The sequence below is a fragment of the Vogesella sp. LIG4 genome (assembly GCF_900090205.1).
Classification (GTDB): domain Bacteria; phylum Pseudomonadota; class Gammaproteobacteria; order Burkholderiales; family Chromobacteriaceae; genus Vogesella.
In genome coordinates this window covers 171986-195721 of sequence record NZ_LT607802.1, presented here as the reverse complement: position 1 = coordinate 195721, position 23736 = coordinate 171986, and the positions used below count along the sequence as shown (strand labels likewise).

Here is a 23736-nt window from a genome sequence, read left to right as displayed (position 1 = left end):
GCGCCTGATGCTCCCGGCAGCCGCCCGGCTGCGCCCCTGTTTTTCCCATACGCACAACTGAACTGAATATCGCCCGTGGCATCGCCACGCCCTGCGCCTGCCCGCTATTTGCCGCGAGCCTGCGCCGCAGGCGTGCGCCTGCTGCGGGCCAAGGAGCATCACATGGCACGTCGCATCCCCGAACCGTTCCGCATCAAAATGGTAGAGCCGATCAAGCAGACCAGCGGCGACTACCGCCGCCAGGCCCTGGAAACCGCCGGCTGGAACCCCTTCCTGCTGCGTGGCGAGGACGTCTATATCGACCTGCTCACCGACAGCGGCACCGGCGCCATGTCCGACCGGCAGTGGGCCGGCATCATGAGCGGCGACGAGGCCTATGCCGGCAGCCGCAACTTCTACCAGCTGGCCGATACGGTGCAGGAGGTGTTCGGCTACCGGCACACCCTGCCCACCCACCAGGGGCGCGGCGCCGAGCAGATTCTGTTCCCGGAGCTGGTCAAGCGCTGCCAGGGGGACAGCCCGGTATTCCTCTCCAACTACCACTTCGACACCACCAAGGCGCACGTGGAGATCGCCGGCGCCCGCGCCATCAATGTGCTGACCGACAAGGCGCTGGATACCACCACGCCCTACGACTGGAAGGGCGATTTCGACCTGCCGCGGCTGGCCGCCACCATCGAGCAAGTGGGTGCGGCCAACGTGGCCGGGCTGATCATCACCGTTACCTGCAACAGCGCCGGCGGCCAGCCGGTGAGCATGCACAGCATCCGCGAATCTGCCGCGCTGGCACGCAAGCATGGCATTCCGGTAGTCATCGATGCGGCGCGCTTTGCCGAGAACGCCTGGTTCATCCAGCAGCGCGACCCGGACTACGCTGCCATGAGCGTGGCCGACATCGTGCGCGAGATGTTCAGCCACGGCGACATGTTCACCATGTCGGCGAAGAAGGACGCGCTGGTGAACATCGGCGGGCTGTGCTGCTTCAAGGATGACGAGGCGCTGTTCCGCCGTGTGCAGGTGCGCTGCGTGGCGATGGAAGGCTTCATCACCTACGGCGGCCTGGCCGGCCGCGACATGGCGGCGCTGGCCATCGGCCTCAAGGAAGGCATGGATGAGGGCCACCTGGCTTACCGCATCGGCCAGGTGGCCTACCTGGGTGATAGGTTGGCCGCAGCCGGCATTCCCATTCAGACGCCCACCGGCGGCCATGCGGTGTTCGTGGATGCCCGCAAGCTGCTGCCACACATCCCGGCGCAGCAATTCCCTGCCCACGCGCTGGCCTGCGAGCTATATATCGAAGGTGGCATCCGTGGCGTGGAAATCGGCTCACTGCTGCTGGGGCGCAACCCGGCAAGCGGCGAGCAGGAGCCGTCACCGTTCGAGCTGCTGCGGCTGACCATTCCGCGCCGGGTGTACACCAACGACCACATGGACTACATCGCCGACTGCCTGATCGACATCCGGGAGCGTGCCGGCAGCATCCGCGGCCTCACTTTCGAATATGAGCCGCCGCTGCTGCGGCACTTCACCGCGCGGCTGAAGCCGGTATAAGACGACAAGGCAGTGGCGCACGCCAGCCGGGGGTGCGATGAAGCATGCATTGCTGGCCGCGCTGCTGCTGCCCGCCTGGGCGGCGGCAGCTACGGTCGAACTTTCCCTGTCGGGCAATGCGCTGATCTACAACGGCGAGCTGAGCGAAGAGGCCAACCAGCGCCTGTTCGCGCTGTACGAGCGCATGCAGCCCAAGCCGGGCACGCTGGTGATTACAAGCGAAGGCGGCATGTTCGAGCAGGGGCTGGAACTGGGCAAATGGGTGTTTGCCCACCGCCTGGCGGTCAGCGTGCCGCGCTACTGCAACTCCTCCTGCGCCAACTATGTGTTCACCGCCGCCAGCCAGCGTGAGCTGGGGCTGTACGCCATTGTGGTGTTCCATGGAGGCATGATGGATACCAGCGATCGCCTGGGGCAGATGCTGTACCGCTACCCGGCGGCGCAGCGGGCGCAGGTGCAGCCGCGCATCGTGGCCCAGATCCGCGACAAGCAGCAGCGCGAAACCGCCTTCTTCCGCATGATAGGCGTCGATCAGCGCATCACCTCCTACGGCTACCAGCCGGTGTACCGCAGCGGCATCCAGCGCTACGCGGTGTGGAGCTACAGCCTGCCGATGCTGGCGCGCTTCGGCGTCGGCAATATCCACGTAACGACGGACGACAAGTGGTTCCCGCGCCCCGGCAACCACGGGCTGATGCTGATCAGTGCACCAGGCGAGTTCGCCTGCATACCGCCGGGCATGGCCATCGACAGGCTGATCGACTGCCGTGACGGCCACGTGCTGCAAGGCTAGTGCGTAGCCAGCCTGCATCCGGCGGCTTGCGTCCGGCCGCGGGTGTTCTATGGTGAGGCCATGTGCCTGCATGCCCGCCGACGCGAGGCAGGGCGGCGGGCGGCAACCGGGAGAAAACCATGAATACTCTGTCCGCCAGCCTGTGGCTGCGCCTGGCCGCGCTGTACTTCCTGTTGGGCGTTGCTCTGGGCATTCACATGGGGGCATCCGGCGATCACGCGCTGTTCCCGGTGCATGCGCACCTCAACCTGCTGGGCTGGGTATCGATGACGCTGTTCGGCCTGCTGTTCCGCCACTACCCGCGGCTGGGCAGCTCCCGGCTGGCCTGGCCGCAGTTCTGGCTGTACAACCTGGGGCTGCCGGTAATGCTGTTCGCGGTGGCCGCCATCTATATGGGGCATCACCAGTTCGAGCCGCTGGCCGGCGTCGGCTCGCTGCTGGTGGGGCTGGCGGTGTTGCTGTTCGCCATCAACCTGTTCCGTCATGCACGAGACTGAGTGGTATTGATAATTATTCTCAAAACGTATAGGGTGCCGGTTTTGCCCGGCTCCCCATGCACATGACTGCCTGCCTGCCCCCGCTCCGAGACTTGCCCCAGGATCTGGTCAGCGCTGCCGACTACCAGCGCTACGCCGCCCGCCACATGACAGCCAACGCGCGCGCCTATGTCGATAGCGCTGCCGCCGACGAACTGAGCCATGCGGCCAACCTTGCGGCATTTGCGCGCCATCAGTTGCAGACCAGCGTGCTGGCCGACGTGCGCGGCGGCCACTGCCGCAGCGAGCTGTTCGGCCTGCAGCTTAGCCACCCGCTGCTGCTGGCGCCGGTGGCGTACCAGAAGCTGGTGCATGCCGACGGCGAACGTGCTGCAGCCTACGCCGCCTGCGAAGTGGGCAGCAGCATGCTGGTCAGCACCCTGGCCAGCACGCCGCTGGAAGACATCGCCGCCGCCGCCAGCGGCCCGCTGTGGTTCCAGCTGTACTGGCAGCCACAGCGCGAGGTAGTGCTGGACCTGGTGCGTCGTGCCGAGGCCGCCGGCTACCGCGCGCTGGTGTTGACGGTGGATGCGCCGCTGGCTGGGGTGCGCAATGCCGAGCAGCGCGCCGGCTTCCAGCTGCCACCCGGGGTGTTTGCGGCCAACCTGGCCGGCTATGCGCAGACGCCTCCGGCAGTTGCCGCCGGTGGCAGCATGGTGTTCGACGGCCTCATGGCGCAGGCGCCCGGCTGGCAGGATCTGGCCTGGCTGCGGCAGCAGACGCGCCTGCCGCTGCTGCTCAAGGGCGTGCAGGGCGCGCGCGATGCGCTGCGCGCCATCGACTGCGGCGTGGACGGGCTGATCGTCTCCAACCATGGCGGCCGGGTGCTGGACAGCGTGCCGGCCAGCCTGGACGCGCTGCCGGCGGTAGCCACCACCGTGGCCGGGCGCGTGCCGCTGCTGCTGGACGGCGGCGTGCGCCGCGGCAGCGACATCCTCAAGGCGCTGGCGCTGGGGGCCAGCGCGGTGCTGATCGGCCGGCCATACATCCACGCGCTGGCCACCGCCGGCGCGCTGGGCGTGGCGCATCTGCTGCGCATCCTGCAGGAAGAACTGGAAGTGGCAATGGCGCTGACCGGTTGCCGCACGCTGGCGGATATCGACCGGCAGCTGTTGTGGACGGAGGCTCAGGCCTGACTGTCGGCGGGCAGCAGCCACAGGCTGCGAAAATCCATCCAGCCGCACTGTGACAGCTCGATGCCCTGCAGCGCCGGGTCAAAGTCCAGGTGCAGCGTGTAGTGCGACAAGGGCAGGATGCCGCCGTCGGCCAGCAGCATGCTGGCGGTGGCCTGGTAGCCGGCCATGCGCCGGCTGGCATCGGCTTCGGCGGCCAGATCGCGCAAGGCGGTATCAAGTTGCTGCCGTAGTGCCGCAGGCAGCCACGGCTGGAAGATGTGCTCGCTGCTCAGCCACTGGTACAGGCTGAAATCCACATCGTCATGGCATACCTCGCCGCAGAGCATCAGATCGGCATGCGCCCGCCAGCGGCCCTGGGCGAATTCGGGGTAGGGCAGCACGGTGATTTCCAGCCGGCAGCCGGCCGCAGCCAGGCGGGTGGCCAGTTGCCGGGCCTCGGCCAGATTGCTGGGCAACTGGTAGGTGACGAGGTGCAGGCTGGCGGGCAGCTCAGGCGGCGAGCTGTGGTGGGCAGCGGGCAGCTGTTGCCAGCCTGGCAGTAGGCCGTGGGCGATGTCGTGCATGATCAGCTGGCCAACCGCATCGTACAGCTCGCCACGCCGCCAGTGCGCCGGATGCAGCCATTGCTGCCAAGCCTGCCGTTGCTGCTGGCTGGCAAAGGCCGGCTTGGCCGGGTTGACCATCACAAAGCAACAGCCTGGCTCCAGCTGCGAACGGCGCAGCTTGCTGGGCAGCAGCTCCCCGCCGCTGCTGATACGCGCATCCAGCCTGGCGCGGCTGTCCAGTTCGGGCAGCACCCAGATATCCACTTCATCCAGCAGGGCACGCTCACGCCAGTGGCGCTCGAACGCCTGCAAGGTTGCACGGTAGTCATTGTTCACCGTCAGCCGGAACGCCCCGGTGCCGCTGGGCAGGCGGGCGAAGTCGGCTTGTGGCCAACGTTCGCGCGGCAGAATGCTGGCGCAGCTGTCGGCCAAGCGGTGCGGTAGCAGGGCATCCGGCTGCCGCAGCCGGATGACGACCTCGTGTGCTGCGGGCAGCTCGATGCCGACCAGGTGGCTGAACAGCTGCTGGAACGGCCCTGGCTCGTCGCGCAGCCGGTACAGCGTCTGGCGTACGTCTTCGCCTTCCAGCGGGCGGCCATGGTGGAACACCACGCCGGGGCGAAGGAAGAAGCGCCACTGCTGCAGGCTGTCGTCGGCCTGCCAGTGATGCGCCAGCGCGGGTTCGATGCGCTGCTGCTGCGGGTTGAACCGTGTCAGTCCGTCAAACAGCTGGCGTACCAGATGGCATTCGGTGCGGCGATTGATCTGCGCCGGGTCCAGGCTGTGCAGCGGGCGGTAGAACGGCAGCCGCAGCCGCTGGCTGCTGCCGCCATGCAGGCCCAGGTAGCTGGGGATCACCTCGCGCAGGCGCTGGCGGCTGGCGGGGGTGAGATTCTGCAGCACTTGCTCCAGCTCGCCGCGGGCCAGTTGCTGCTGGATGGCGTCGTGCTCCAGCGTGGCCGGGTGCGCCAGCAGGGTGAGGGTGGAGGTATGCCCGCGACCGCGCCCGGGCTGCCACTGCAGCCAGCCGTGTGCGGCCAACCTTTGCAATATCTGCCGGCAATGGCGGGGGCTGCAGTTGAGTGCCTGGCTGAGTTCATCCAGCCGTGCGTTGCCGCTTTGCCCGTGACGGGCTGCGTACAGACGCTGGTAGTGCTGCAAGTCGCGCATGTTAAAAGGGGAAATGATATTCAAATATCCTCCTCATTATGCGCCGCTTTTATCCGGCAAGCTGCTCATCCTGTTAATTGCATGGTGGCAGCATGAAATCCGAAGCATTCCTTCATCCGCAGGCGCTATGGCGCCAACCCGTGTTCGTCGGGCTGTTCGCCTCTACTTTGCTCATGGCGCTGGGTACGCAGATCTATGAACTGGCGCTGCCACTGATCGTGTACGAGCTGAGTCATTCGCTGCAGGCGATGAGCAGCCTGCGCGCGATGAGCTTTCTGCCCAATCTGTTGCTGGCGGTGTTCATAGGTGTCTGGGTGGATCGGGTCTGCCGTCGGCGCTGGGCGCAGCGCAGCCTGCTGCTGATGTGCGGGCTGGCGGGCGGTGCGGCGCTGGCTCTGGCGTTGCACCGCTTGCCGGTGAGCTGGTTTTATCCGCTGGCGTTTGGCCTGATGCTGTGTCAGTACGTGACCGCGGTGTGCCGTTTGGGGCTGGTGAAACAATGCGTGCCGGCAGCGCAGCAGCTGGCGGCTACCAGCTATCTGAATACGCTGTTCAATGTATTTGCCGTCAGCGGGCCGCTGCTGTCCGGCATGGTCATCGCGCTGTCGGCGCCGGCCTGGGGGCTGGGGCTGCCGGCCATGCTGTTCATGTTGGCCGCATGTGCCATGTTGACTGTGCCGGCGATGCCGGTTGGCAGGGCTGAAGGGCGCAGCTTTATCGGAGAACTGCTGGAGGGCTGGCAAGCCCTGCGCGCCAATCAGCCGTTGTGGCAGCTGGCCTGGCTGGTGGTGGTGGCAAACGGTGCGGCGGGTGTCAGCGAGGTGTGTTTCATTTTTCGGGCGCGTGATGTGCTGGGCATGTCATCCACCGAACTGGGCGCCTTGTTTGCCTGCGCTGGTGCCGGCGGCGTGCTGGCCGGTGTGCTGATGCCACGCCTGCGCGCACGGCTGGGGCTGGGGCGCATTATCGTGGGCTGCTGGTTACTGGAGGCGGTGGGCATGCTGGCGTTGGCACAGCTGACTTCGCCATGGTTGCTGGCACTGTCGCAGTTGGGGTACGGCTTTGTCGCGGTGTGCGGCAATGTGGCGATCTGGAGCTATCGCCAGGAGAGCAGTTCGGCGCAGACGATAGGGCGGGTTGCCGGCCTGACCGGCTCGCTGTTCAAGCTGGCCATGCCGGTGTCGCTATGGCTGACCGGCGTGCTCAGCCATAGCTGGCCGCTGTTGGAACTCATGTTGGCCGCAGTCGCGCTGCAGGGCCTGGCTGCACTGGGCTGCGCCTGCTCGCAGGTACGTGGGCTGCGTTGAGCAGGGCAAAGCAAAACGGGCCTGCATGGCAGGCCCGTTTCCCGGGGAGAGGCTTACTCCGTGGCCGACTGCATGCGTACCTGCGGTCCGGCGTCCTTGCCGTTGAGCTGGCCGACGCTGGCCTGGCCCTGCATGCGCAGTTCGCCGTTGACGAACAGGCGAGCATCCACTGCGTAGCGGTGGCCCGGCTGTGCGGTCTGGGCGTCATAGCACAGTGAGTAGTCGGTCGGGGTGGCCACTTTTTCCAGCGACTGCTCGGCCAGAATGGCCGGGGCGGCGTTGCTGTCGCTTACGTCCAGCAGGCGCACGCGCAGCAGGGTCTTGTCGCGCGGGAAGGCGATTTTTTCCTGATAGAAAGCGCTGCCGTTCAGGTAGGACTGCGGCGGCTGGCCATGGGTGCTGGCGCATGCGGCCAACAGTGGTGCCAGCACGGCCAGCAGCAGGGTACGGCGCTGGAACAGGGTGTTCATCATTCTGCGGCCTCCAGTTTCGGGTTGCCCAGTTGCACTGCCTGGCTTTCCGCGGGGCGCCATTCGCCCTGCAGCCGCCATTTGCCGGCGCGGTCCTGCAGCCGCACATACCAGTGGTCGGCCGCTTCGCTGCGTATGGTCGCCTGGTAGGTGTTGTCGGCAATGCGTTCCAGCGGCACGGTCTGGTCTTCCGGCTGTTTGGTGGGGTGCAGCAATTGCAGCACCAGGTTGTCCTGCAGCGGCTGCTTGCTGCTGGTGATGATGCGCACGCTGTGGTGGTCGTCGCTGAACATGGCCTGGGCGGAGATGCCCATCGCCACCGCTGCCTTGTCGCGGCTCAGCTCCAGGTTGATGTCCTTGCCGCGCTTGTAGTAGTCGTCCACTACCAGGTCGTCGGCGGTGACGACCGCCAGGCGGAAGGTCACGATGCCGGCGACCACCGCGATGGCCGGCCCGGCCATCAGCAGCCATGGCCAGCGGTTCTTGTACCAGGGGGTGGGGGTCCCTGCCGATTTCTGCATGTTATTCACCGATAAAGCTGGATTTTTCATGAACGACGCTGCCGCTTTCTACCGATTCAATGACGAAGTGGATTTCATGGCTGCCCTTGGTGGCTTCTTCCGGATCGGCCTGTACGCGTACGGCAACCAGTTCATCTTCGGCCGGTTTGACCACGATGTCCTTGTGATCAGTCTGCAGCTTGATGTCGTGCATGCCTTCGACTGAGATGCGGTAATGCTGTACTTGTTCCGACACGTTCATGATGCGGATGCTGTAGCTGTTTTCCAGGCGGCCATCGTCGGTTTCGCGCACCAGCGAGGCCCGGTCGCGGATCACGTCCACCCGGAACGGCTTGCGCATGGCCAGCGAGGTGCCGGCGGCCACCATCACGATGCCCAGCACCAGGGTGTACATCACTACGCGCGGGCGCTTCAGGCGCGACCAGAACTGGCTTTCCGGGTACTTGCCTTCCAGCGCGGCCTCGGTGGTGTAGCGGATCAGGCCCTTGGGGCTGCCCACTTTCACCATCACTTCGTCACAGGCGTCGATACAGGCGGCGCAGCCGATGCATTCGTACTGCAGGCCGTTGCGGATGTCGATGCCCACCGGGCATACCTGTACGCAGATGCCGCAGTTCACGCAGTCGCCCAGGTTCTGGTGTTCCTGGCCTTTCTTGCGTGCGCCACGCGGTTCGCCGCGTTTTTCATCGTAGGAGATGATCAGGGTGTCTTCATCGAACATGGTGCTCTGGAAGCGGGCGTACGGGCACATGTACTTGCAGACCTGTTCACGCATGTGACCGGCCAGCAGGTAGGTGAAGCCGGCGTAGAAGAACATCCAGAAGGTTTCCCAGGTGCCGTAATTGAATGTCGGCATGGCGGCAACCAGCTGGTGGATGGGGGTGAAGTAGCCCACCAGGCTGAAACCGGTCCACAGCGAGAACAGGATCATCAGCCCGCGCGAGGTGCCCTTGAGGCGCAGCTTGCGCAGGCTCCATGGCTCCTTGTCCAGCTTCATGCGCTTGTTGCGGTCGCCTTCCACCCATTGTTCGATCCACAGCATGATCTCGGTGTACACCGTTTGCGGACAGGAGTAGCCGCACCATAGCCGGCCGGCAATGGTGGTCCAGGCGAACAGGCCGAAGGCGCTGATCAGCAGCAGGGCAGCGAGGTAGACGAAGTCCTGCGGCAGCACGGTCATGCCGAACAGGTAGAACTTGCGGTTGATCAGGTCGAACAGCACCGCCTGATGGCCATTCCATTGCAGCCACGGCAGGCCCAGGTAGACCAGCTGGGTGCCCAGTACGAACAGGATGCGCCAGTTGGCGAACAGCCCTTTTACGCTGCGCGGGTAGATTTTCTTTTGCGCGGCATACAGGGAAACGGCGTCTGCTTTCGGGGACTCGACTTTGACGGCTATGTCTTTGAGCTTGTCAGTCATGGTGGGGGTTCCTGCGAAAAGTTTCCGCCAAAGAGATGCTTGATTGTATGCCTTTGGCGCAAGCTTCTGGGGTTGGTATATTTCACAAAACAATATATTGAATGCAGGAAAAGATACTGCCCGCTTGCGCGGGCAGTATTGAGCAGCATCAATTACTGGGCTTTGCCGTTGTGCGACAGGCCGTATACGTAAGAAGCCAGCAGGTGAACCTTGCCGTCGCCGAGGAAGTCCTTCCAGGCCGGCATCTGGTTGTTGCGACCGTTGGTCACGGTCTCGATGATGGTCTTTTCGGTACCACCGTACAGCCAGATGTTGTCGGTCAGGTTCGGGGCGCCGATGGTCTGGTTGCCCTTGCCATCCGGACCGTGACAGGTCGAGCAGATGGCGGCGAAGGTTTCCTTGCCGCGTGCGGCGCGTTCGGCGTCGTGCTTCTTGCCGGACAGCGACATCACGTAGTTGGCCACATCCTTGACCTTCTCTTCACCGAAGGCAGCACCGAAGGCCGGCATCTGGCCGTGGCGACCGCCCATGATGGTGGTCTGGATGATTTCCGGGGTACCACCGTACAGCCAGTCGTTGTCGGTCAGGTTCGGGAAGCCCTTGGCACCGCGTGCGTCGGAGCCGTGGCACTGTACGCAGTAGGTCTGGAACAGGCGCTTGCCCATGGCCTGCGCGTCCGGGTTGGTGGACAGGGCCTTGATGTCCTGCTTCAGGTACTGGTCGTACAGCGGCTGGTACTTGGCTTCGGCTTGCGCCTTTTCTTCCTTGTACTGGCCAACCGAGGTCCAGCCGCGCAGGCCTTTCCAGGTGCCCAGGCCCGGGTACAGGGCCAGGTAGACCGCACCGAACAGCAGGGTGATGTAGAACATCAGCATCCACCAGCGCGGCAGCGGGTTGTTGTACTCGGCCAGGTCACCGTCCCAGACGTGGCCGGTAATTTCTACCTGCTCGCCTTTCTTGACCGTGGTCTTCGACTGGGAGAACAGCAGGTAGGCCAGGCCTACGATACCCGCAATTACCACGACGGCGATGTACACGCCCCAGAAGTTACTTACGAAATCACTCATTTCAGGCTCCGTTGGAAGCGTCCGGCTTGTTCGGCTGCTTGTCTTCGTCATCAAAGACCAGGTTGGCCGCTTCGTCGTAACGCTTCTTGGATTTTTTGCCGAAGGCACCCACCACGACCACGACGAACAGCGTGAAGCAGAACACCGTGAACAGGGTACGTGCCAGGTTGGTCAGCTCCATGGCTTAGCGTGCGTTTTTCAGCGCAAGACCCAGGCCTTGCAGGTAAGCGATCAGTGCATCCAGCTCGGACTTGCCATCCACCATGGATTTGGCTTCGGCGATTTCCTTGTCGGTGTACGGTACGCCAACCTTGCGCAGGGCCGTCATCTTGGCGGCAACGCTGTCAGCGTCGGCCAGGTTGCGGGCCAGCCACGGGAATGCCGGCATGTTGGATTCCGGAACCACGTCGCGCGGGTTGTTCAGGTGTACGCGGTGCCATTCGTCGGAGTAGCGGCCGCCAACGCGGGCCAGATCCGGGCCGGTACGCTTGGAGCCCCACTGGAACGGGTGGTCGTACACCGATTCACCGGCTACCGAGTAGTGGCCGTAACGTTCGGTTTCGGCACGGAACGGGCGGATCATCTGCGAGTGACACAGGTAGCAGCCTTCACGGATGTAGATGTCGCGGCCGGTCAGCTGCAGCGCGTTGTACGGCTTCACGCCTGCCACCGGCTCGGTGGTCGACTTCTGGAACATCAGCGGTACGATCTCGACCAGGGCTGCCACGCTGATGACCAGCAGGGTCAGCACGATCAGATACGCTACGTTTTCTTCGATCAGTTTCTGGATTTTTTCCATGATGTTTCCCTTGAACCCTTAGTGCGCTTGGGCTGCAACAGCCGGGATCTTGGCATCAACAGCGCGGCCGGCAGAGACGGTGCGGAAGGTGTTGTAAGCCATGATCAGCATGCCGGTCAGGAACAGCACGCCGCCCAGGAAGCGTACGAACAGGTACGGGTAGGTGGCTTTCACGGCTTCGGCGAAGGAGTAGGTCAGGGTGCCGTCCGGATTCAGGGCGCGCCACATCAGGCCTTCCATCACACCGGCGATCCACAGCGAGGCGATGTACAGCACCACGCCCACGGTAGCCAGCCAGAAGTGTGCTTCGATCAGCTTCACGCTGTGCATGCCGTCGCGGCCGAACAGGCGCGGCAGCAGGTAGTACATGGAACCGATGGAGATGAAGGCTACCCAGCCCAGTGCGCCGGAGTGCACATGACCGATGGTCCAGTCGGTGTAGTGCGACAGGGCGTTAACGGTCTTGATGGACATCATCGGGCCTTCGAAGGTGGACATGCCGTAGAAGGACAGGGATACCACCAGGAACTTCAGTACCGGGTCGGTACGCAGTTTGTGCCAGGCACCGGACAGGGTCATGATGCCGTTGATCATGCCACCCCAGCTCGGCGCCAGCAGGATCAGCGAGAACACCATGCCTACGGACTGGGTCCAGTCAGGCAGCGCGGTGTAGTGCAGGTGGTGCGGGCCGGCCCACATGTAGGTGAAGATCAGCGCCCAGAAGTGCACTACGGACAGGCGGTAGGAGTACACCGGACGGCCGGCCTGTTTCGGTACGAAGTAGTACATCATGCCCAGGAAGGCGGCGGTCAGGAAGAAGCCCACGGCGTTATGGCCGTACCACCACTGCACCATGGCATCCACGGCACCGGCGTACACCGAGTAGGATTTCCACATGGATACCGGTACGAAGGCGCTGTTCACGATGTGCAGCAGGGCCACGGCCAGGATGAAGGCACCGTAGAACCAGTTGGCTACGTAGATGTGCTTCACCTTGCGGATGGCGATGGTGCCGAAGAACACGATGGCGTACACCACCCAGATCACCGCGATCAGCAGCTTGATCGGCCATTCCAGCTCGGCGTATTCCTTGCCGAAGGTGTAACCCAGCGGCAGGGTAATGGCCGCAGCCACGATGACCAGCTGCCAACCCCAGAAGGTGAAGGCGGCCAGCTTGTCGGAAATCAGGCGCACGTGACAAGTGCGCTGCACCACGTAGTAGGACGTGGCAAACAGCGCACAGCCGCCAAAGGCGAAGATCACGGCGTTGGTGTGCAGCGGACGCAGGCGGCCGTAGTGGAACCAGGGCCCGAAATTGAGCTCTGGCCATACCAGTTGGGCCGCAATAATCACGCCGACCAGCATGCCGACAATGCCCCAGACCACGGTCATTATCGAGAACTGGCGCACCACCTTATAGTTATAAGTGGATTGCGTATCCATTCAGGGTTTCTCCAAGGTTGCGAACTAGAACGTTATGAAACCGGTGACTTGAGATCCGGGGGCGTATCCCCATGTTAGACGAGGCCCGGCAAGTCGAGGGATGCGGCAGGCTTGAACTGTGCTCGGGGTACCGTGAGACTGCTGGCAACCCCGGGCAATAACCACCCTCGATCCCCATTTTTTCAACGAGTCATTCTAAATCAATCGGGCATCAGCCACTAGTCGATAAGAATATCGACAGGGCTTGCCGGCCGGTGCTGTATGGCCTGCTTACCCCATTCCGGCTTTTGACATTGAGCGATTATATTGTCATCGATAATTCCGCTATTGATGAATATCAAGCCCGAAGGTCAGGGGCGGCCGGGGGTGGCAGGTGCTAGAATCCGGGTTTCCCCGCCATACCTGGTTCGCCTCCATGTCTACCCCTGTCAGCTATCGCATTCGCCCTGTCGCTCCCGAAGCCCACCTGTTCGAAGTCTCGGTTACCCTCGCCCAGCCCGCCGCTGACGGCCAGGTGCTGCGCCTGCCGGCGTGGATTCCGGGTAGCTACATGATTCGCGAGTTCGCGCGCCACATCGTGGCCATCCGCGCCGAAAGCGGCAGGAAGGCAGTGGCGCTCACCAAGCTGGACAAGCACAGCTGGCTGGCGGCGCCGGCAAAGGGCGCGCTGACCGTGCACTACACCGTGTACGCCTACGACCTCTCGGTGCGCGGCGCCTACCTGGATGGCGAGCGCGGCTTCTACAACGGCACCAGTGTGTTCCTGCAGGCGGACGGCTTCGAGAACGCGCCGTGCGAGGTGGAGATCCTGCCGCCGGCAGACAAGGCACTGGCCAAGTGGCAGGTGGCCACCAGCCTGCCGGCGCTGGAATGCAAGAAATCCGGCTTCGGCCGCTACCGTGCGGCCAACTATGACGAGCTGATCGACCACCCGGTGGAGCTGGGCGAGTTCGAGCGCGTCAGCTTCAAGGCCTGCGGCGTGCCGCATGAATTCGTGGTCTCCGGCAAATACAAGGCCGACCTGAAAAGGTTGGCCGCAGACACCAAGCGCATCTGCGAATGGCAGATCCGCTTCTTTGGCGAGCCGGCCCCGTTCGATCGCTACGTATTCATGCTGTTCGTCGGCGGCGACATCTACGGCGGGCTGGAGCATCGCGCCTCCACCGCGCTGGTGGCCAGCCGCGACGACCTGCCGCAGCACGGCGAGGCGGGAATTAACGACGGCTACCTCAAGCTGCTGGGCCTGATCAGCCACGAGTACTTCCACACCTGGAACGTCAAGCGCATGAAGCCGGCGGCGTTCACCCCGTACGACCTGAACCGCGAAGGCCACACCACGCTGCTGTGGGCGTTCGAGGGCATTACCTCCTACTACGACGACCTGGCGCTGGTGCGCTGCGGGCTGATCGACGAAAAACGCTACCTCGGCCTGCTGGCCAAGACCATCACCGGCGTGGCGCGCGGTAACGGCCGCAACAAGCAGACGCTGGCCGATTCCAGCTTCGATGCCTGGAGCAAGTACTACCGCCAGGACGAGAACAGCCCCAACAGCATTGTCAGCTACTACACCAAGGGCTCGCTGGCGGCGCTGGCGCTGGACCTCTACATCCGCAAGCACAGCCGTGGCGCCAGCAGCCTGGATACGGTGATGCAGGCGCTGTGGCAGAAATGGCTGGCGGACGGCAAGGGCCTGGCCGAGGACGAGTGGGAGCGCGTGGCCGAACAGGTTACCGGCCTCAAGCTCGGCAAATTCTTCGACATGGCGATCCGCTCCACCCGCGAGCTGCCGCTGGCGGAACTGCTGGCCGGCCAGGGAGTCGAGATGCAACTGCTGCCGGCCGACAGTGCCAGTGATGGCGGCAGCGTGGTGGACGAGATCGTCAGCGGCGCCGTGCGGCCAACCCTGGGGGTGAAAACCGCCGGCGATGCGCTGGGCGTCAAGCTCAGCGCGGTGCTGGACGGCGGTGCCGCCCAGGCGGCCGGGCTGTCCGGCGGCGACGTGGTGATTGCCGTCAACGGCGTGCGGGTGAGCGACCTGGACAAGGCGCTGCGCCGCTACCGCGTGGGCTCCAAGCTCAAGCTGCATGCCTTCCGCCGCGACGAGCTGCTGAGCTTCCGCGTCACCCTGCAGGGCATGCCGGCCGATACCTGCCGGCTGCGTCTGACAGCTGACGGCGGTGCCTGGATCAAGGGCTGAACGCTGGAACCAACAATATGACCGGGGACGCATTCGCGTCACAACAACAAGGCGGGCGCCAGGCGACTCGCTGTTAGCCATTAGCAGGATGGAAGTAGATGAGCCAACAACCGCAGATCAAATACCGCAGCGACTACCTGCCGCCAGCCTACCTGGTGGACAAGGTGGATCTGACCTTCGACATCATCGAAGACAATCTCACCCGCGTGCACTCGCGGCTGGTGATGCGCCGCAACCCGGCCGCCACCTCGGCCACCGTGCTGCAGCTGGACGGCAGCGCCAGGCTGCACTCGCTGGCGCTGGACGGTGAGCGCCTGGGCCCGGACGGCTACACGCTGAGCGCCGACGGCCTGGCTATTCCCGACGTGCCGGACAGCTTCATCCTGGACGTGGAAACCGAGATCGACCCGGTGGCCAACAGCAGCCTGATGGGCCTGTACGCCTCCGGTGGCAGCAACCTCTACACCCAGTGCGAGCCGGAAGGCTTCCGCAAGATCACCTTCTACCCGGACCGCCCGGACGTGATGGCCAAGTTCAGCACCACCATCATCGCCGACAAGGCCAAGTACCCGGTGTTGCTGTCCAACGGCAACAAGGTGGGCGAGGGCATGGTGGACAAGAAGCGCCACTGGGTGAAATGGGTGGACCCGTACAAGAAGCCGTCCTACCTGTTCGCGCTGGTGGCGGGCAAGCTGTCCGCGCTGCGCGACAGCTACACCACCCGCAGCGGCCGCAACGTGCTGCTGGAAATCTGGACCGTGCCGGCCGACCAGGACAAGGTGGAGTTCGCCATGGGCGCGGTGAAGCGCTCGATGAAGTGGGACGAAGAGCGCTTCGGCCTGGAATACGACCTCGACATCTACATGATCGTGGCGGTAGGCGACTTCAACATGGGGGCGATGGAGAACAAGGGCCTCAACATCTTCAATACCTCCGCGGTACTGGCGCGGCAGGATACCTCCACCGACGCCGACTTCCAGCGCGTGGAGGCCATCATCGGCCATGAATACTTCCACAACTGGACCGGCAACCGCGTTACCTGCCGCGACTGGTTCCAGCTGTCGCTGAAGGAAGGCCTGACCGTGTTCCGCGACCAGGAATTCAGCTCCGACCTGGACAGCCGCGCGGTGAAGCGCATCCAGGACGTGAAGAACCTGCGCCAGATGCAGTTCCCGGAAGATGCCGGCCCCACCGCGCACCCGATCCGCCCGGACAGCTACATCGAGATGAACAACTTCTACACCATGACGGTGTACGAGAAGGGCGCCGAAGTGGTACGCATGTACCACACCCTGCTGGGCGAAGCCGGTTTCCAGAAGGGCATGCAGCTGTACTTCAAGCGCCACGATGGCCAGGCAGTAACCTGCGACGACTTCCGTGCCGCCATGGCCGATGCCAACGAGGCCGACCTGGCGCAGTTCGCGCTGTGGTACAGCCAGGCCGGCACCCCGCAGCTGCAGGTCAGCGGCGATTACGATGCCGATGCCCGCAGCTACACCCTGCACGTGCAGCAAAGCTGCCCGGCTACGCCTGGGCAGAGCGACAAGCAGCCGCTGCACATCCCGTTTGCCGTCGGCCTGATCGGTGCGGACGGCAACGACCTGCCGCTGCAGCTGCAGGGCGAGGACGCCGCCCAGGGCACCACCCGCGTGCTGGACGTGCGCGCCGCGGCGCAGACCTTTACCTTCACCAATGTCGATAGCGCGCCGGTGCCATCGCTGCTGCGCGGTTACTCCGCGCCGGTGAAGCTGGCTTTCGACTGGCATGACAGCGAGCTGGCCTTCCTGATGGCCAACGACAGCGACGCCTTCGCCCGCTGGGAAGCCGGCCAGGCCTACGCCGAACGCCTGATCCGCCAGCTGCTGGCCGATCATGCCGCCGGCACGCCGCTCAAGTTGGCCGCAGGCTTTACCGATGCTTTCCGCGCGGTGCTGGACGACCACGGCGCCGACCCGGCATTCAAGGCGCTGATGCTGAGCCTGCCGTCGGAAGCCGAGATCCTGGAAATGGTGGAAGAGGCCGACCCGGCTGCCATCCACGCGGTGCGCGATTTCGTGCTGGACACCCTGGCGCAGGCGCTGCGCGGCGAATGGCACGAGGCGTTCGACCTCAACCAGACGCCGCACTACCGCCCGGCCGATGCCGGCCGCCGCGCGCTGAAGAACCTGGCGCTGGCCATGCTCACCCGTCTGGCCGATGCCTGGCCGCTGGAGGCCGCCGAGCAGCAATGCCTGCAGGCCGACAATATGAGCGATCAGATGGGCGCCATGCTGGCCCTGCGCGACCGCGACAGCGAGGAGCGCGACAACTGCTACCTGGCCTTTGCCGAACGCTGGCAGGACAACCCGCTGGTGATGGACAAGTTCTTTGCGCTGGTGGCCGGCAGCCAGCTGCCGTGCACGCTGGACCATGTGCAGTCGGCGATGTCGCACCCGGCGTTCACCCTGCGCAACCCGAACAAGGCGCGCGCGCTGCTGGGCAGCTTCGGCCGTAACATGCTGCATTTCCACGCCGCCGATGGTTCCGGCTACCAGTTCCTGGCCGACCAGGTGCTGGCGCTGGATGCCATCAACCCGCAGGTGGCCAGCCGCATCGTGTCGCTGTTCAACCGCCGCCAGAAGCTGGAGCCGGTACGCCGCGACCTGATGACGCGCGAACTGCAGCGCATCCTGGCCAAGGACGGGCTGTCCAAGGATGTGTACGAGATCGTGTCCAAGAACCTGAGCGCGTAAGCGGACAGGGGCAAACGGCAAGGCCGGCAGCGATGCCGGCCTTTTTCATTGCTGCTGCGCCAGGGTTGGCCGCATCAGCGCGCCGGAGGCTGCAGCGGCAGGCGGGTGGTGTGCTTGATCGGCTCCAGCGCCACGGTGGATTTCACGCTGCGCACCAGCGACAGCGTCATCAGCTTGTTCATCACGAAGCGCGACAGCGAGGGCAGGTCCTGCACCACGATGCGCAGCCAGTAATCCGCCTCGCCGGCCACCGCGTAGCACTCCAGCACCTCCGGCAGGTCGCTGATGGCGGCGGCGAACTCGCGTATCGATGCCTCGCCGTGGCGCTCCAGGCTGACATTGGCGAAGGCGGTTACCGACAGGTCCAGCAGGTCGGGCCGCAGCGCGATGTGGTAGCCCTGGATGATGCCGGCCTCTTCCAGCCGCTGGATGCGGCGGCCGATCTGCGATGCCGACAGCGGCACCTCCTGCGCCAGCTTCTGATGCGTGGCGCGCGCGTCCTTCTGCAGCGCCTCCAGAATCTGGTAGTCGTAACGATCAAGCTCGATTCCGCGCATTTTCTGCATTTCCATTGGTTTGTATGCGGTAAGTATGCAAAAAAAGGTCTGGGCATTCAAATCATGCGGCCAACGCGCATGCGCTTGCACCTACACTCGAAACATAGGCAGCCACTGCCAACCCTATCGAGAGACAACGCCATGGAAATGAATACCTACACGGTGCCGGACATCACCGTGCGCAAGAACCAGGGGCTGACGCACGCGGCGGATTTCACCCTGCCGCAACCGTGGGAGCGCTACAGCGCCGAGGATCACCAGACCTGGGCCACGCTGTACCGGCGCCAGAGCGAGATGCTGCCGGGCCGCGCCTGTGACGAATATCTGCAAGGGTTGGCCGCACTGGAGGTGGATGCGCACCAGGTGCCGGACTTCGACCGACTCAACGAAACGCTGAAGGCTGCCACCGGCTGGCAGATCGTGGCGGTGCCGGGGCTGATTCCGGACGACGTGTTCTTCGAGCATCTGGCCAACCGCCGCTTCCCGGTGACCTGGTGGCTGCGCGAGCCGCACCAGCTGGACTACCTGCAGGAACCGGATGTGTTCCACGACCTGTTCGGCCACGTGCCGCTGCTGATCAACCCGGTGTTTGCCGACTACCTGGAGGCCTATGGCAAGGGCGGCATGAAAGCCAAGGAGCTGGGCTACCTGCCGCTGCTGGCGCGGCTGTACTGGTACACGGTGGAATTCGGCCTGATCAACACCCCGCAGGGCATGCGCATCTACGGCGCCGGCATCGTGTCCAGCAAGTCGGAATCGGTGTACAGCCTGGAAAGCGACAGCCCCAACCGCGTGGGTTTCGATCTGCAGCGCATCATGCGCACCCGCTACCGCATCGATACCTTCCAGAAAACCTACTTCGTCATCGACAGCTTCCAGCAGCTGTTCGAAGCCACTGCGCCGGACTTCACACCGGTGTACCACGCGGTGGAACAGCAGGGCCTGCTGGGGGCCGGCGAGATCGACGCGCAGGATCGCATCTTCCATGTGGGCAACCGCGTGGGCTGGGCGGATACCGCCGACGTGTAAGCGCCTGCCGGTTTTGCCGCAGAACGCCCGCGCAAGCGGGCGTTTTTATTGCGGCAAGGTTGGCCGCAAGCCGGCTACTGTAGCTTGCGCTGCACCATCACCACCAGCGCAGTGAGCAGCGCGAAGGCTATCAGCAGCCGGTACAGATCCTGGCAGGCGATCAGCTGTGCCTGCTGCTGGGTAAGCCTGGCCAGTTCGGCCAGCGCGCCGCTGTGTGCCTGCTCCGTTGTCAGGCCATGCTGTTGCAGTGAGCGGGCGAAGCTGTCCACCCAGCCGGCTACGTCGGGCCGTGCCGGCGACAGCGTTACCGACAACTCGGATTGCACCGCGAACTGGCGGTTATGCATCAGCACCGCCGCCACCGCGGTGGCGATGGAGCCGGCGATCTGCCGCATCAGGTTCTTGCCCTGGTAGCCGTGGGCAAAGCGCTGGTCGCCCAGCTCGCGGAAGGTCAGCCCGGCCACCGGCAGCACCAGCAGCACCGAGAACAAGCCCTTGGCGAGCAGCCCCGGCAGCAGGGTGCCGGGCGTGGCATTGGCCGGCAGGGCGGCAAACCACCAGGCGGTGACTGCCATGGCCAGTGCGCCGAGCAGCATCAGCGGCTTCTTGCTGGGCAGGCGACGCCCCCAGCTGACATACGCCAGTGCCACCGCCACACCAACAATGCCGGCCGCGGAATTGAGCCAGCCCACCGTGCGCAGCGGCAACGCCAGTGCCTGTTCGGCGAATACCGGGAACAGGTAGCCGCTGAAATTGCTCAGGAAGTAATGCAGAAAATACAGCGCCAGCCCGGCCAGGTACACCGGACTGTTCAGTTCGCGCACGTGCAGTATCGGGTCGGGGTGGCGGTACTGCTGCCACAGGAAGCCGGCCAACAGCGCGCCGCCGGCTACTGTCATCAGCAGCAGGCGCAGCGGGTGGGCAAAGAAATCGTAGCGGGCCTGCGACAGCATCAGCTGCAGGCAGATCACGGCGGCGGCGAACAGTAGCAGGGGCCAGGCGGAATAGGCGCCCGCGGCTTCGCTGCGAGGCATTTCCGGCAGCAGCAGCCAGCACAGTGCCAGCGCCAGCAGGGCTGGGGGAATAGCCACCAGGAAGATGGACTGCCAGCCGAGGCTTTCCACGCACAGCGCGGCCACCGCCGGCCCGAATGCCGAGGCGGAGAAGATCTGCAGCATGAAGTATTTCAGCGCGCGCGGCCGATCCGCCGGCGCAAACAGCAGGTTCACCAGGATGCGGCTGCTGGTGAACAGTGCACCGCCGCCCACACCCTGCACGAAACGCGCCAGCGCCAGGGCGATCAGGCTGCCGCTGGCGGCGCTGCCCAGCGCGCCCAGTACGAACAGCGCTAGCGAAGCCACCAGGTAGTGGCGGTAGCCGTAATGGCGTGTCAGCCACTGCTGTTTGACGATCATCAGCATGCTGCCCACCGCATAGGCCGCCTGCACCAGCGCAAACTCGCGCGGCGAGGCGTCGATGCCGCCCATCACGTGGCTGGCGGCGAACACGAACATGGCGTTTTCAAAGAACTCGACGGCGGTGATCAGCCCCAGCAGCAGCATCAGCAGCCGGCGTTTGCCCAGGCGTAGCCGGGCGTGTAGCTGCCTGTGCCATGGTGTGTGCATTGCTGTTCACTCCCTTGCGGTGTGCCTGGCGGCAAGGTTGGCCGCATGTGAGATGAGCTTGCAGTATGGCCGGGTTTATCGCTGCCGTTGTTCCGCTGGCGGCGCTGGGCGCCTGCAGCCGGGCGGGCGGCGGCGGGCGCAGCCTGTTTTTTTAATTGTTGTGAATTTCCGGTCGGCTAGACCGGGATTTCCGCGGTGAGCTTGATCTTCTGCATCGGAATCTCGGTCTTCACGCTCTGCACGCCCTTGATGCGGGTGAGGTGCTCGATCTGGAACTGGCGGTAGTCGTCCAGATCCGCTGCCACCACCCGCAACAGAAAGTCGCAGTCGCCCGCCATCAGGTGGCATTCCAGCACCGGCCTGACCGACCCGCATCGTCGGCTACCTGGCGCTGCGCGGGCGCAGCCTCAGCCCGCGCATGCTGGCGGTACTGGAAAACGTACCGGCTTGTGTGTTGATATCGGTGATTGCACCGGCCTTCGTGGCAGACAAACCCGCCGATCTGCTGGCGCTGGGCATCACCCTGTTGGCCGCATGCCGGCTGGGCATGCTGCCCACCGTGCTGATCGGCATCGCCGCCAGCGGCCTGTTGCGCCAGCTGCTGGCAAGTTGAGAGAAGCTCATGAGTACGACCAATCCCCCCGCCACCGACCACTGGGTGGCCACCGCTGCCGGCCGGCTGTTCGCCCGCTGCTGGCAGCCGCATGCGGCCAACCTTCAGGCGCCCGACCTTCATGCACCAATAGTGCTGCTGCACGATTCGCTGGGCTGCGTCGCGCTGTGGCGCAACTTCCCGGCACTGCTGGCGGAGCACACCGGGCGCACGGTGATTGCCTACGACCGGCTGGGTTTTGGCCAGTCCGACCCGCGGCACGAACCGCCGGGCATGGACTTCGTGCCGGCGGAGGCCGCCAGCGGCTTTGCCGCGCTGCGCGAGCATTTCGGCCTGGAGCGTTTCGTGCTGCTGGGGCATAGCGTGGGCGGCGGCATGGCGGTGCACTGCGCCGCGCACTATGCGGCCGGCTGCGAGGCGCTGATCACCATCGCGGCGCAGGCGTTCGTGGAGGAGCGCACCCGCGCCGGCATCATCGAAGCCAGGGAACAGTTTGCCCAGCCGGAGCCGTTCGAGCGGCTGCGGCGCTACCACGGTGACAAGGCGCGTTGGGTGCTGCAAGCCTGGATCGATACCTGGCTGGCACCGGCATTCGCCGACTGGTCGCTGCAGGCGGCGCTGCCACAGGTGCACTGCCCGACGCTGGTGTTGCATGGCGCTGACGACGAGTACGGCTCCAGCCTGCACCCGCAGCAGATTGCCGGCCTGGTGGCCGGCCCGGCGCAACTGGAGATTATGCCCGGTGTGCGCCACATGCCGCACCGCGAGCAGGAACACTGGGTGCTGCAGCGCATCGGCAAGTTTCTCGACGCTGGTCGACACTAAAAAACAAAGCCCGGCAAACGCCGGGCTTTGTTTTCATCATTGCTCACTGCCCGTCGGCAAGTGAGGTGAGGATCTGGTAGGCCGCACTTACCCGTTCATCGATCGGGTAGTTCCTGTTGGCGAGGATGACGATGCCCAGCTGCTTCTTAGGGATGAATGCCACGTAAGCCCCGAAGCCGTTGGTAGAGCCGGTCTTGTTGATCCAGACGTCTTGCCTAGGGGCCTGTGGCGGTGTGATTGCAGCCGTCGGCGTCGCATTGAAGGCCATGGCCGAGGAGTTCCCCTCCAGCAAGGTCTGCAAGGCGACCGGATACGGATACTGTTCCCATATCAGGTCCTGGGTCATCACGCCTGCCTTGAAGTAGCCGGTGTGCGTGTCGGTGATTGCACGCTGGAGCTTGGCGTCCAGTTTTATCAGCTTCATGTTGGCGGCCACGAAGCGGGTCATGTCTGCTGCCGTCGACTTGATGCCATAGGCTTCGGCGGACAGCATGCCGGGCGACATGCGGATCGGCATGCCATCCTTTGTATAGCCTTGCGCGTAATCCGCTTCCCTGGCTTGCGGAACGTTGATGTAGCTGCTGCTCATGCCGAGTGCGGGAAACACGCGCTGCTCCATCAGCGCGTCAAAGCGCTGGTTCATGCTTTTCGCCGTTATCAGGCCGAGTGTGCCGATGCCGGGGTTCGAATACGTACGGCAGCTACCCGGCGCACAGCCCGGTTTCCACTCCTTCAGGTATTGCAGGAGCTGCGTGTCGTCATGGATGCCATCCGGCACCTGTAGCGGCAGCACGCCGGGCGTATGCGTGCCCAGGTTGACGAGACGCACGTCGCCGAACGGGCTGCCTTGCAGCGATGGCAGGTACTGGCTCGTTTTATCGGTCAGCGACAGCTTGCCACTCACCTGCGCATACGATGCCAGCGTCGCGGTGAAGGTCTTGCTGACCGAGCCGAGTTCGAACAAGGTGTCGCGCGTAACCGGCTTGCCGCTTTTCATCGACACCACGCCATAGTTGAACACGTAGGTGTTGCCCCCGGTAATGACGCCAACCGCCATGCCGGCGATGCGGTATTTCGTCATGACAGGCTGGATTGTCCTGTCCACCGCTGACCTGATCGCGTCTTGCGGGCTATCCGCCGCGAGCGTGGCGGTTGTGGTCGCACATAAGGCGAAGAAAACGGTCGCCAGCCGGCTTGTCGCGCTGAACTTCATTCCTGGGATTTCCTTCAATTTCTATTGCTGGTTGAGGCTATTCGGTCAGACAGCGGCTCGTATAAGCTAGCTTTGCCTCTGGATGCATCACCCCGCCGGATGTCATCTGTGCGAAGCCCTTGTCGAGTGAGGAATATCCGTCATCTCCCGATTGCTTGGCAATCGAGGATAATTTGCTGCAGGGTAA

22 protein-coding genes are annotated in these 23736 nt (G+C 64.3%); 10 read left to right on the top strand and 12 right to left on the bottom strand.

Translation table 11 applies throughout. The features are described 5' to 3' along the window. Positions 1-162 precede the first annotated feature (162 nt). The 4 genes from PSELUDRAFT_RS00900 to PSELUDRAFT_RS00885 all read left to right on the top strand — a co-directional run bounded on the left by PSELUDRAFT_RS00900 (position 163) and on the right by PSELUDRAFT_RS00885 (position 4016). A complete protein-coding gene (locus tag PSELUDRAFT_RS00900) occupies positions 163-1551 on the top strand; it encodes a tryptophanase (RefSeq protein ID WP_088965068.1) in 1389 nt (462 codons plus the stop codon). A gap of 37 nt (positions 1552-1588) precedes the next feature. Next, positions 1589-2344 (top strand): hypothetical protein, encoded by a 756-nt coding sequence (locus tag PSELUDRAFT_RS00895; RefSeq protein WP_088965067.1) that lies wholly within the window; start codon positions 1589-1591, stop codon positions 2342-2344. Positions 2345-2463: 119 nt separating this feature from the next. Further along, positions 2464-2841: a hypothetical protein gene (locus PSELUDRAFT_RS00890; RefSeq protein ID WP_088965066.1), complete on the top strand. Its 378-nt coding sequence runs from the start codon at positions 2464-2466 to the stop codon at positions 2839-2841. A 92-nt stretch (positions 2842-2933) separates the two neighbouring features. After that, entirely contained in the window at positions 2934-4016 is a 1083-nt protein-coding gene (locus PSELUDRAFT_RS00885; protein ID WP_197693917.1) for an alpha-hydroxy acid oxidase, read from the top strand. On the opposite strand, the gene PSELUDRAFT_RS00880 is transcribed toward PSELUDRAFT_RS00885, so the two are convergent. Beyond that, positions 4007-5755: an SgrR family transcriptional regulator gene (locus PSELUDRAFT_RS00880; RefSeq protein WP_231895276.1), complete on the bottom strand. Its 1749-nt coding sequence runs from the start codon at positions 5753-5755 to the stop codon at positions 4007-4009. The genes PSELUDRAFT_RS00885 and PSELUDRAFT_RS00880 overlap by 10 nt on opposite strands. Before the next feature lie 68 nt (positions 5756-5823). Between PSELUDRAFT_RS00880 and PSELUDRAFT_RS00875 the strand changes: the two genes are divergently transcribed. Further along, positions 5824-7038, top strand: a complete 1215-nt coding sequence (locus tag PSELUDRAFT_RS00875) for an MFS transporter (RefSeq protein WP_088965064.1) — start codon at positions 5824-5826, stop codon at positions 7036-7038. 53 nt (positions 7039-7091) lie between these two features. Here the strand turns inward: PSELUDRAFT_RS00875 and PSELUDRAFT_RS00870 are convergent, their stop codons facing one another. From PSELUDRAFT_RS00870 to ccoN, 7 genes are all read right to left on the bottom strand, one after another. Continuing rightward, the gene (locus PSELUDRAFT_RS00870; protein WP_157724979.1) at positions 7092-7511 is read right to left on the bottom strand and encodes a YbaY family lipoprotein; all 420 of its coding nucleotides are present in this window, start codon (positions 7509-7511) and stop codon (positions 7092-7094) included. Further along, on the bottom strand, positions 7508-8029 hold the full coding sequence (locus tag PSELUDRAFT_RS00865; protein ID WP_088965062.1) for a FixH family protein: 522 nt from the start codon (positions 8027-8029) through the stop codon (positions 7508-7510). The genes PSELUDRAFT_RS00870 and PSELUDRAFT_RS00865 overlap by 4 nt, the downstream gene beginning before the upstream one ends. A gap of 1 nt (position 8030) precedes the next feature. Beyond that, on the bottom strand, positions 8031-9449 hold the full coding sequence (ccoG, locus tag PSELUDRAFT_RS00860; protein ID WP_088965061.1) for a cytochrome c oxidase accessory protein CcoG: 1419 nt from the start codon (positions 9447-9449) through the stop codon (positions 8031-8033). A 152-nt stretch (positions 9450-9601) separates the two neighbouring features. Beyond that, positions 9602-10516, bottom strand: a complete 915-nt coding sequence (ccoP, locus tag PSELUDRAFT_RS00855) for a cytochrome-c oxidase, cbb3-type subunit III (protein WP_088965060.1) — start codon at positions 10514-10516, stop codon at positions 9602-9604. Position 10517: 1 nt separating this feature from the next. After that, positions 10518-10697, bottom strand: a complete 180-nt coding sequence (locus tag PSELUDRAFT_RS00850) for a cbb3-type cytochrome c oxidase subunit 3 (RefSeq protein WP_088965059.1) — start codon at positions 10695-10697, stop codon at positions 10518-10520. A 3-nt stretch (positions 10698-10700) separates the two neighbouring features. Then, complete coding sequence (ccoO, locus tag PSELUDRAFT_RS00845) at positions 10701-11315, bottom strand: cytochrome-c oxidase, cbb3-type subunit II (protein WP_088965058.1); 615 nt, start codon at positions 11313-11315, stop codon at positions 10701-10703. A gap of 18 nt (positions 11316-11333) precedes the next feature. Further along, positions 11334-12758, bottom strand: a complete 1425-nt coding sequence (gene ccoN, locus PSELUDRAFT_RS00840) for a cytochrome-c oxidase, cbb3-type subunit I (protein WP_088965057.1) — start codon at positions 12756-12758, stop codon at positions 11334-11336. 415 nt (positions 12759-13173) lie between these two features. Here ccoN and PSELUDRAFT_RS00835 point away from each other — a divergent pair, with 415 nt between their 5' ends. Further along, on the top strand, positions 13174-14955 hold the full coding sequence (locus tag PSELUDRAFT_RS00835; protein WP_088965056.1) for a M61 family metallopeptidase: 1782 nt from the start codon (positions 13174-13176) through the stop codon (positions 14953-14955). Between the two features lie 98 nt (positions 14956-15053). Beyond that, complete coding sequence (gene pepN / locus PSELUDRAFT_RS00830; RefSeq protein WP_088965055.1) at positions 15054-17687, top strand: aminopeptidase N; 2634 nt, start codon at positions 15054-15056, stop codon at positions 17685-17687. A gap of 74 nt (positions 17688-17761) precedes the next feature. Here pepN and PSELUDRAFT_RS00825 read toward each other — a convergent pair whose 3' ends face one another. Beyond that, positions 17762-18244: an Lrp/AsnC family transcriptional regulator gene (locus PSELUDRAFT_RS00825; protein ID WP_231895275.1), complete on the bottom strand. Its 483-nt coding sequence runs from the start codon at positions 18242-18244 to the stop codon at positions 17762-17764. Between the two features lie 141 nt (positions 18245-18385). Here PSELUDRAFT_RS00825 and phhA point away from each other — a divergent pair, with 141 nt between their 5' ends. Beyond that, complete coding sequence (gene phhA, locus PSELUDRAFT_RS00820; protein WP_231895274.1) at positions 18386-19273, top strand: phenylalanine 4-monooxygenase; 888 nt, start codon at positions 18386-18388, stop codon at positions 19271-19273. Between the two features lie 74 nt (positions 19274-19347). On the opposite strand, the gene PSELUDRAFT_RS00815 is transcribed toward phhA, so the two are convergent. Both PSELUDRAFT_RS00815 and PSELUDRAFT_RS00810 read right to left on the bottom strand, forming a co-directional pair. After that, positions 19348-20898, bottom strand: a complete 1551-nt coding sequence (locus tag PSELUDRAFT_RS00815) for an MFS transporter (protein ID WP_088965053.1) — start codon at positions 20896-20898, stop codon at positions 19348-19350. 176 nt (positions 20899-21074) lie between these two features. Next, positions 21075-21254 (bottom strand): Lrp/AsnC ligand binding domain-containing protein, encoded by a 180-nt coding sequence (locus PSELUDRAFT_RS00810; protein WP_255374066.1) that lies wholly within the window; start codon positions 21252-21254, stop codon positions 21075-21077. A gap of 17 nt (positions 21255-21271) precedes the next feature. On the opposite strand from PSELUDRAFT_RS00810, the gene PSELUDRAFT_RS00805 reads away from it, so the two are divergent. Further along, the gene (locus PSELUDRAFT_RS00805; RefSeq protein WP_088965052.1) at positions 21272-21511 is read left to right on the top strand and encodes an AzlD family protein; all 240 of its coding nucleotides are present in this window, start codon (positions 21272-21274) and stop codon (positions 21509-21511) included. Between the two features lie 9 nt (positions 21512-21520). Continuing rightward, the gene (locus PSELUDRAFT_RS00800) at positions 21521-22336 is read left to right on the top strand and encodes an alpha/beta fold hydrolase (RefSeq protein WP_088965051.1); all 816 of its coding nucleotides are present in this window, start codon (positions 21521-21523) and stop codon (positions 22334-22336) included. Between the two features lie 43 nt (positions 22337-22379). Here PSELUDRAFT_RS00800 and ampC read toward each other — a convergent pair whose 3' ends face one another. Further along, positions 22380-23549 carry a class C beta-lactamase gene (ampC, locus tag PSELUDRAFT_RS00795; protein ID WP_088965050.1) on the bottom strand — a complete coding sequence of 390 codons (1170 nt, stop codon included), beginning with the start codon at positions 23547-23549 and terminating at the stop codon, positions 22380-22382. Positions 23550-23736: the final 187 nt, after the last annotated feature.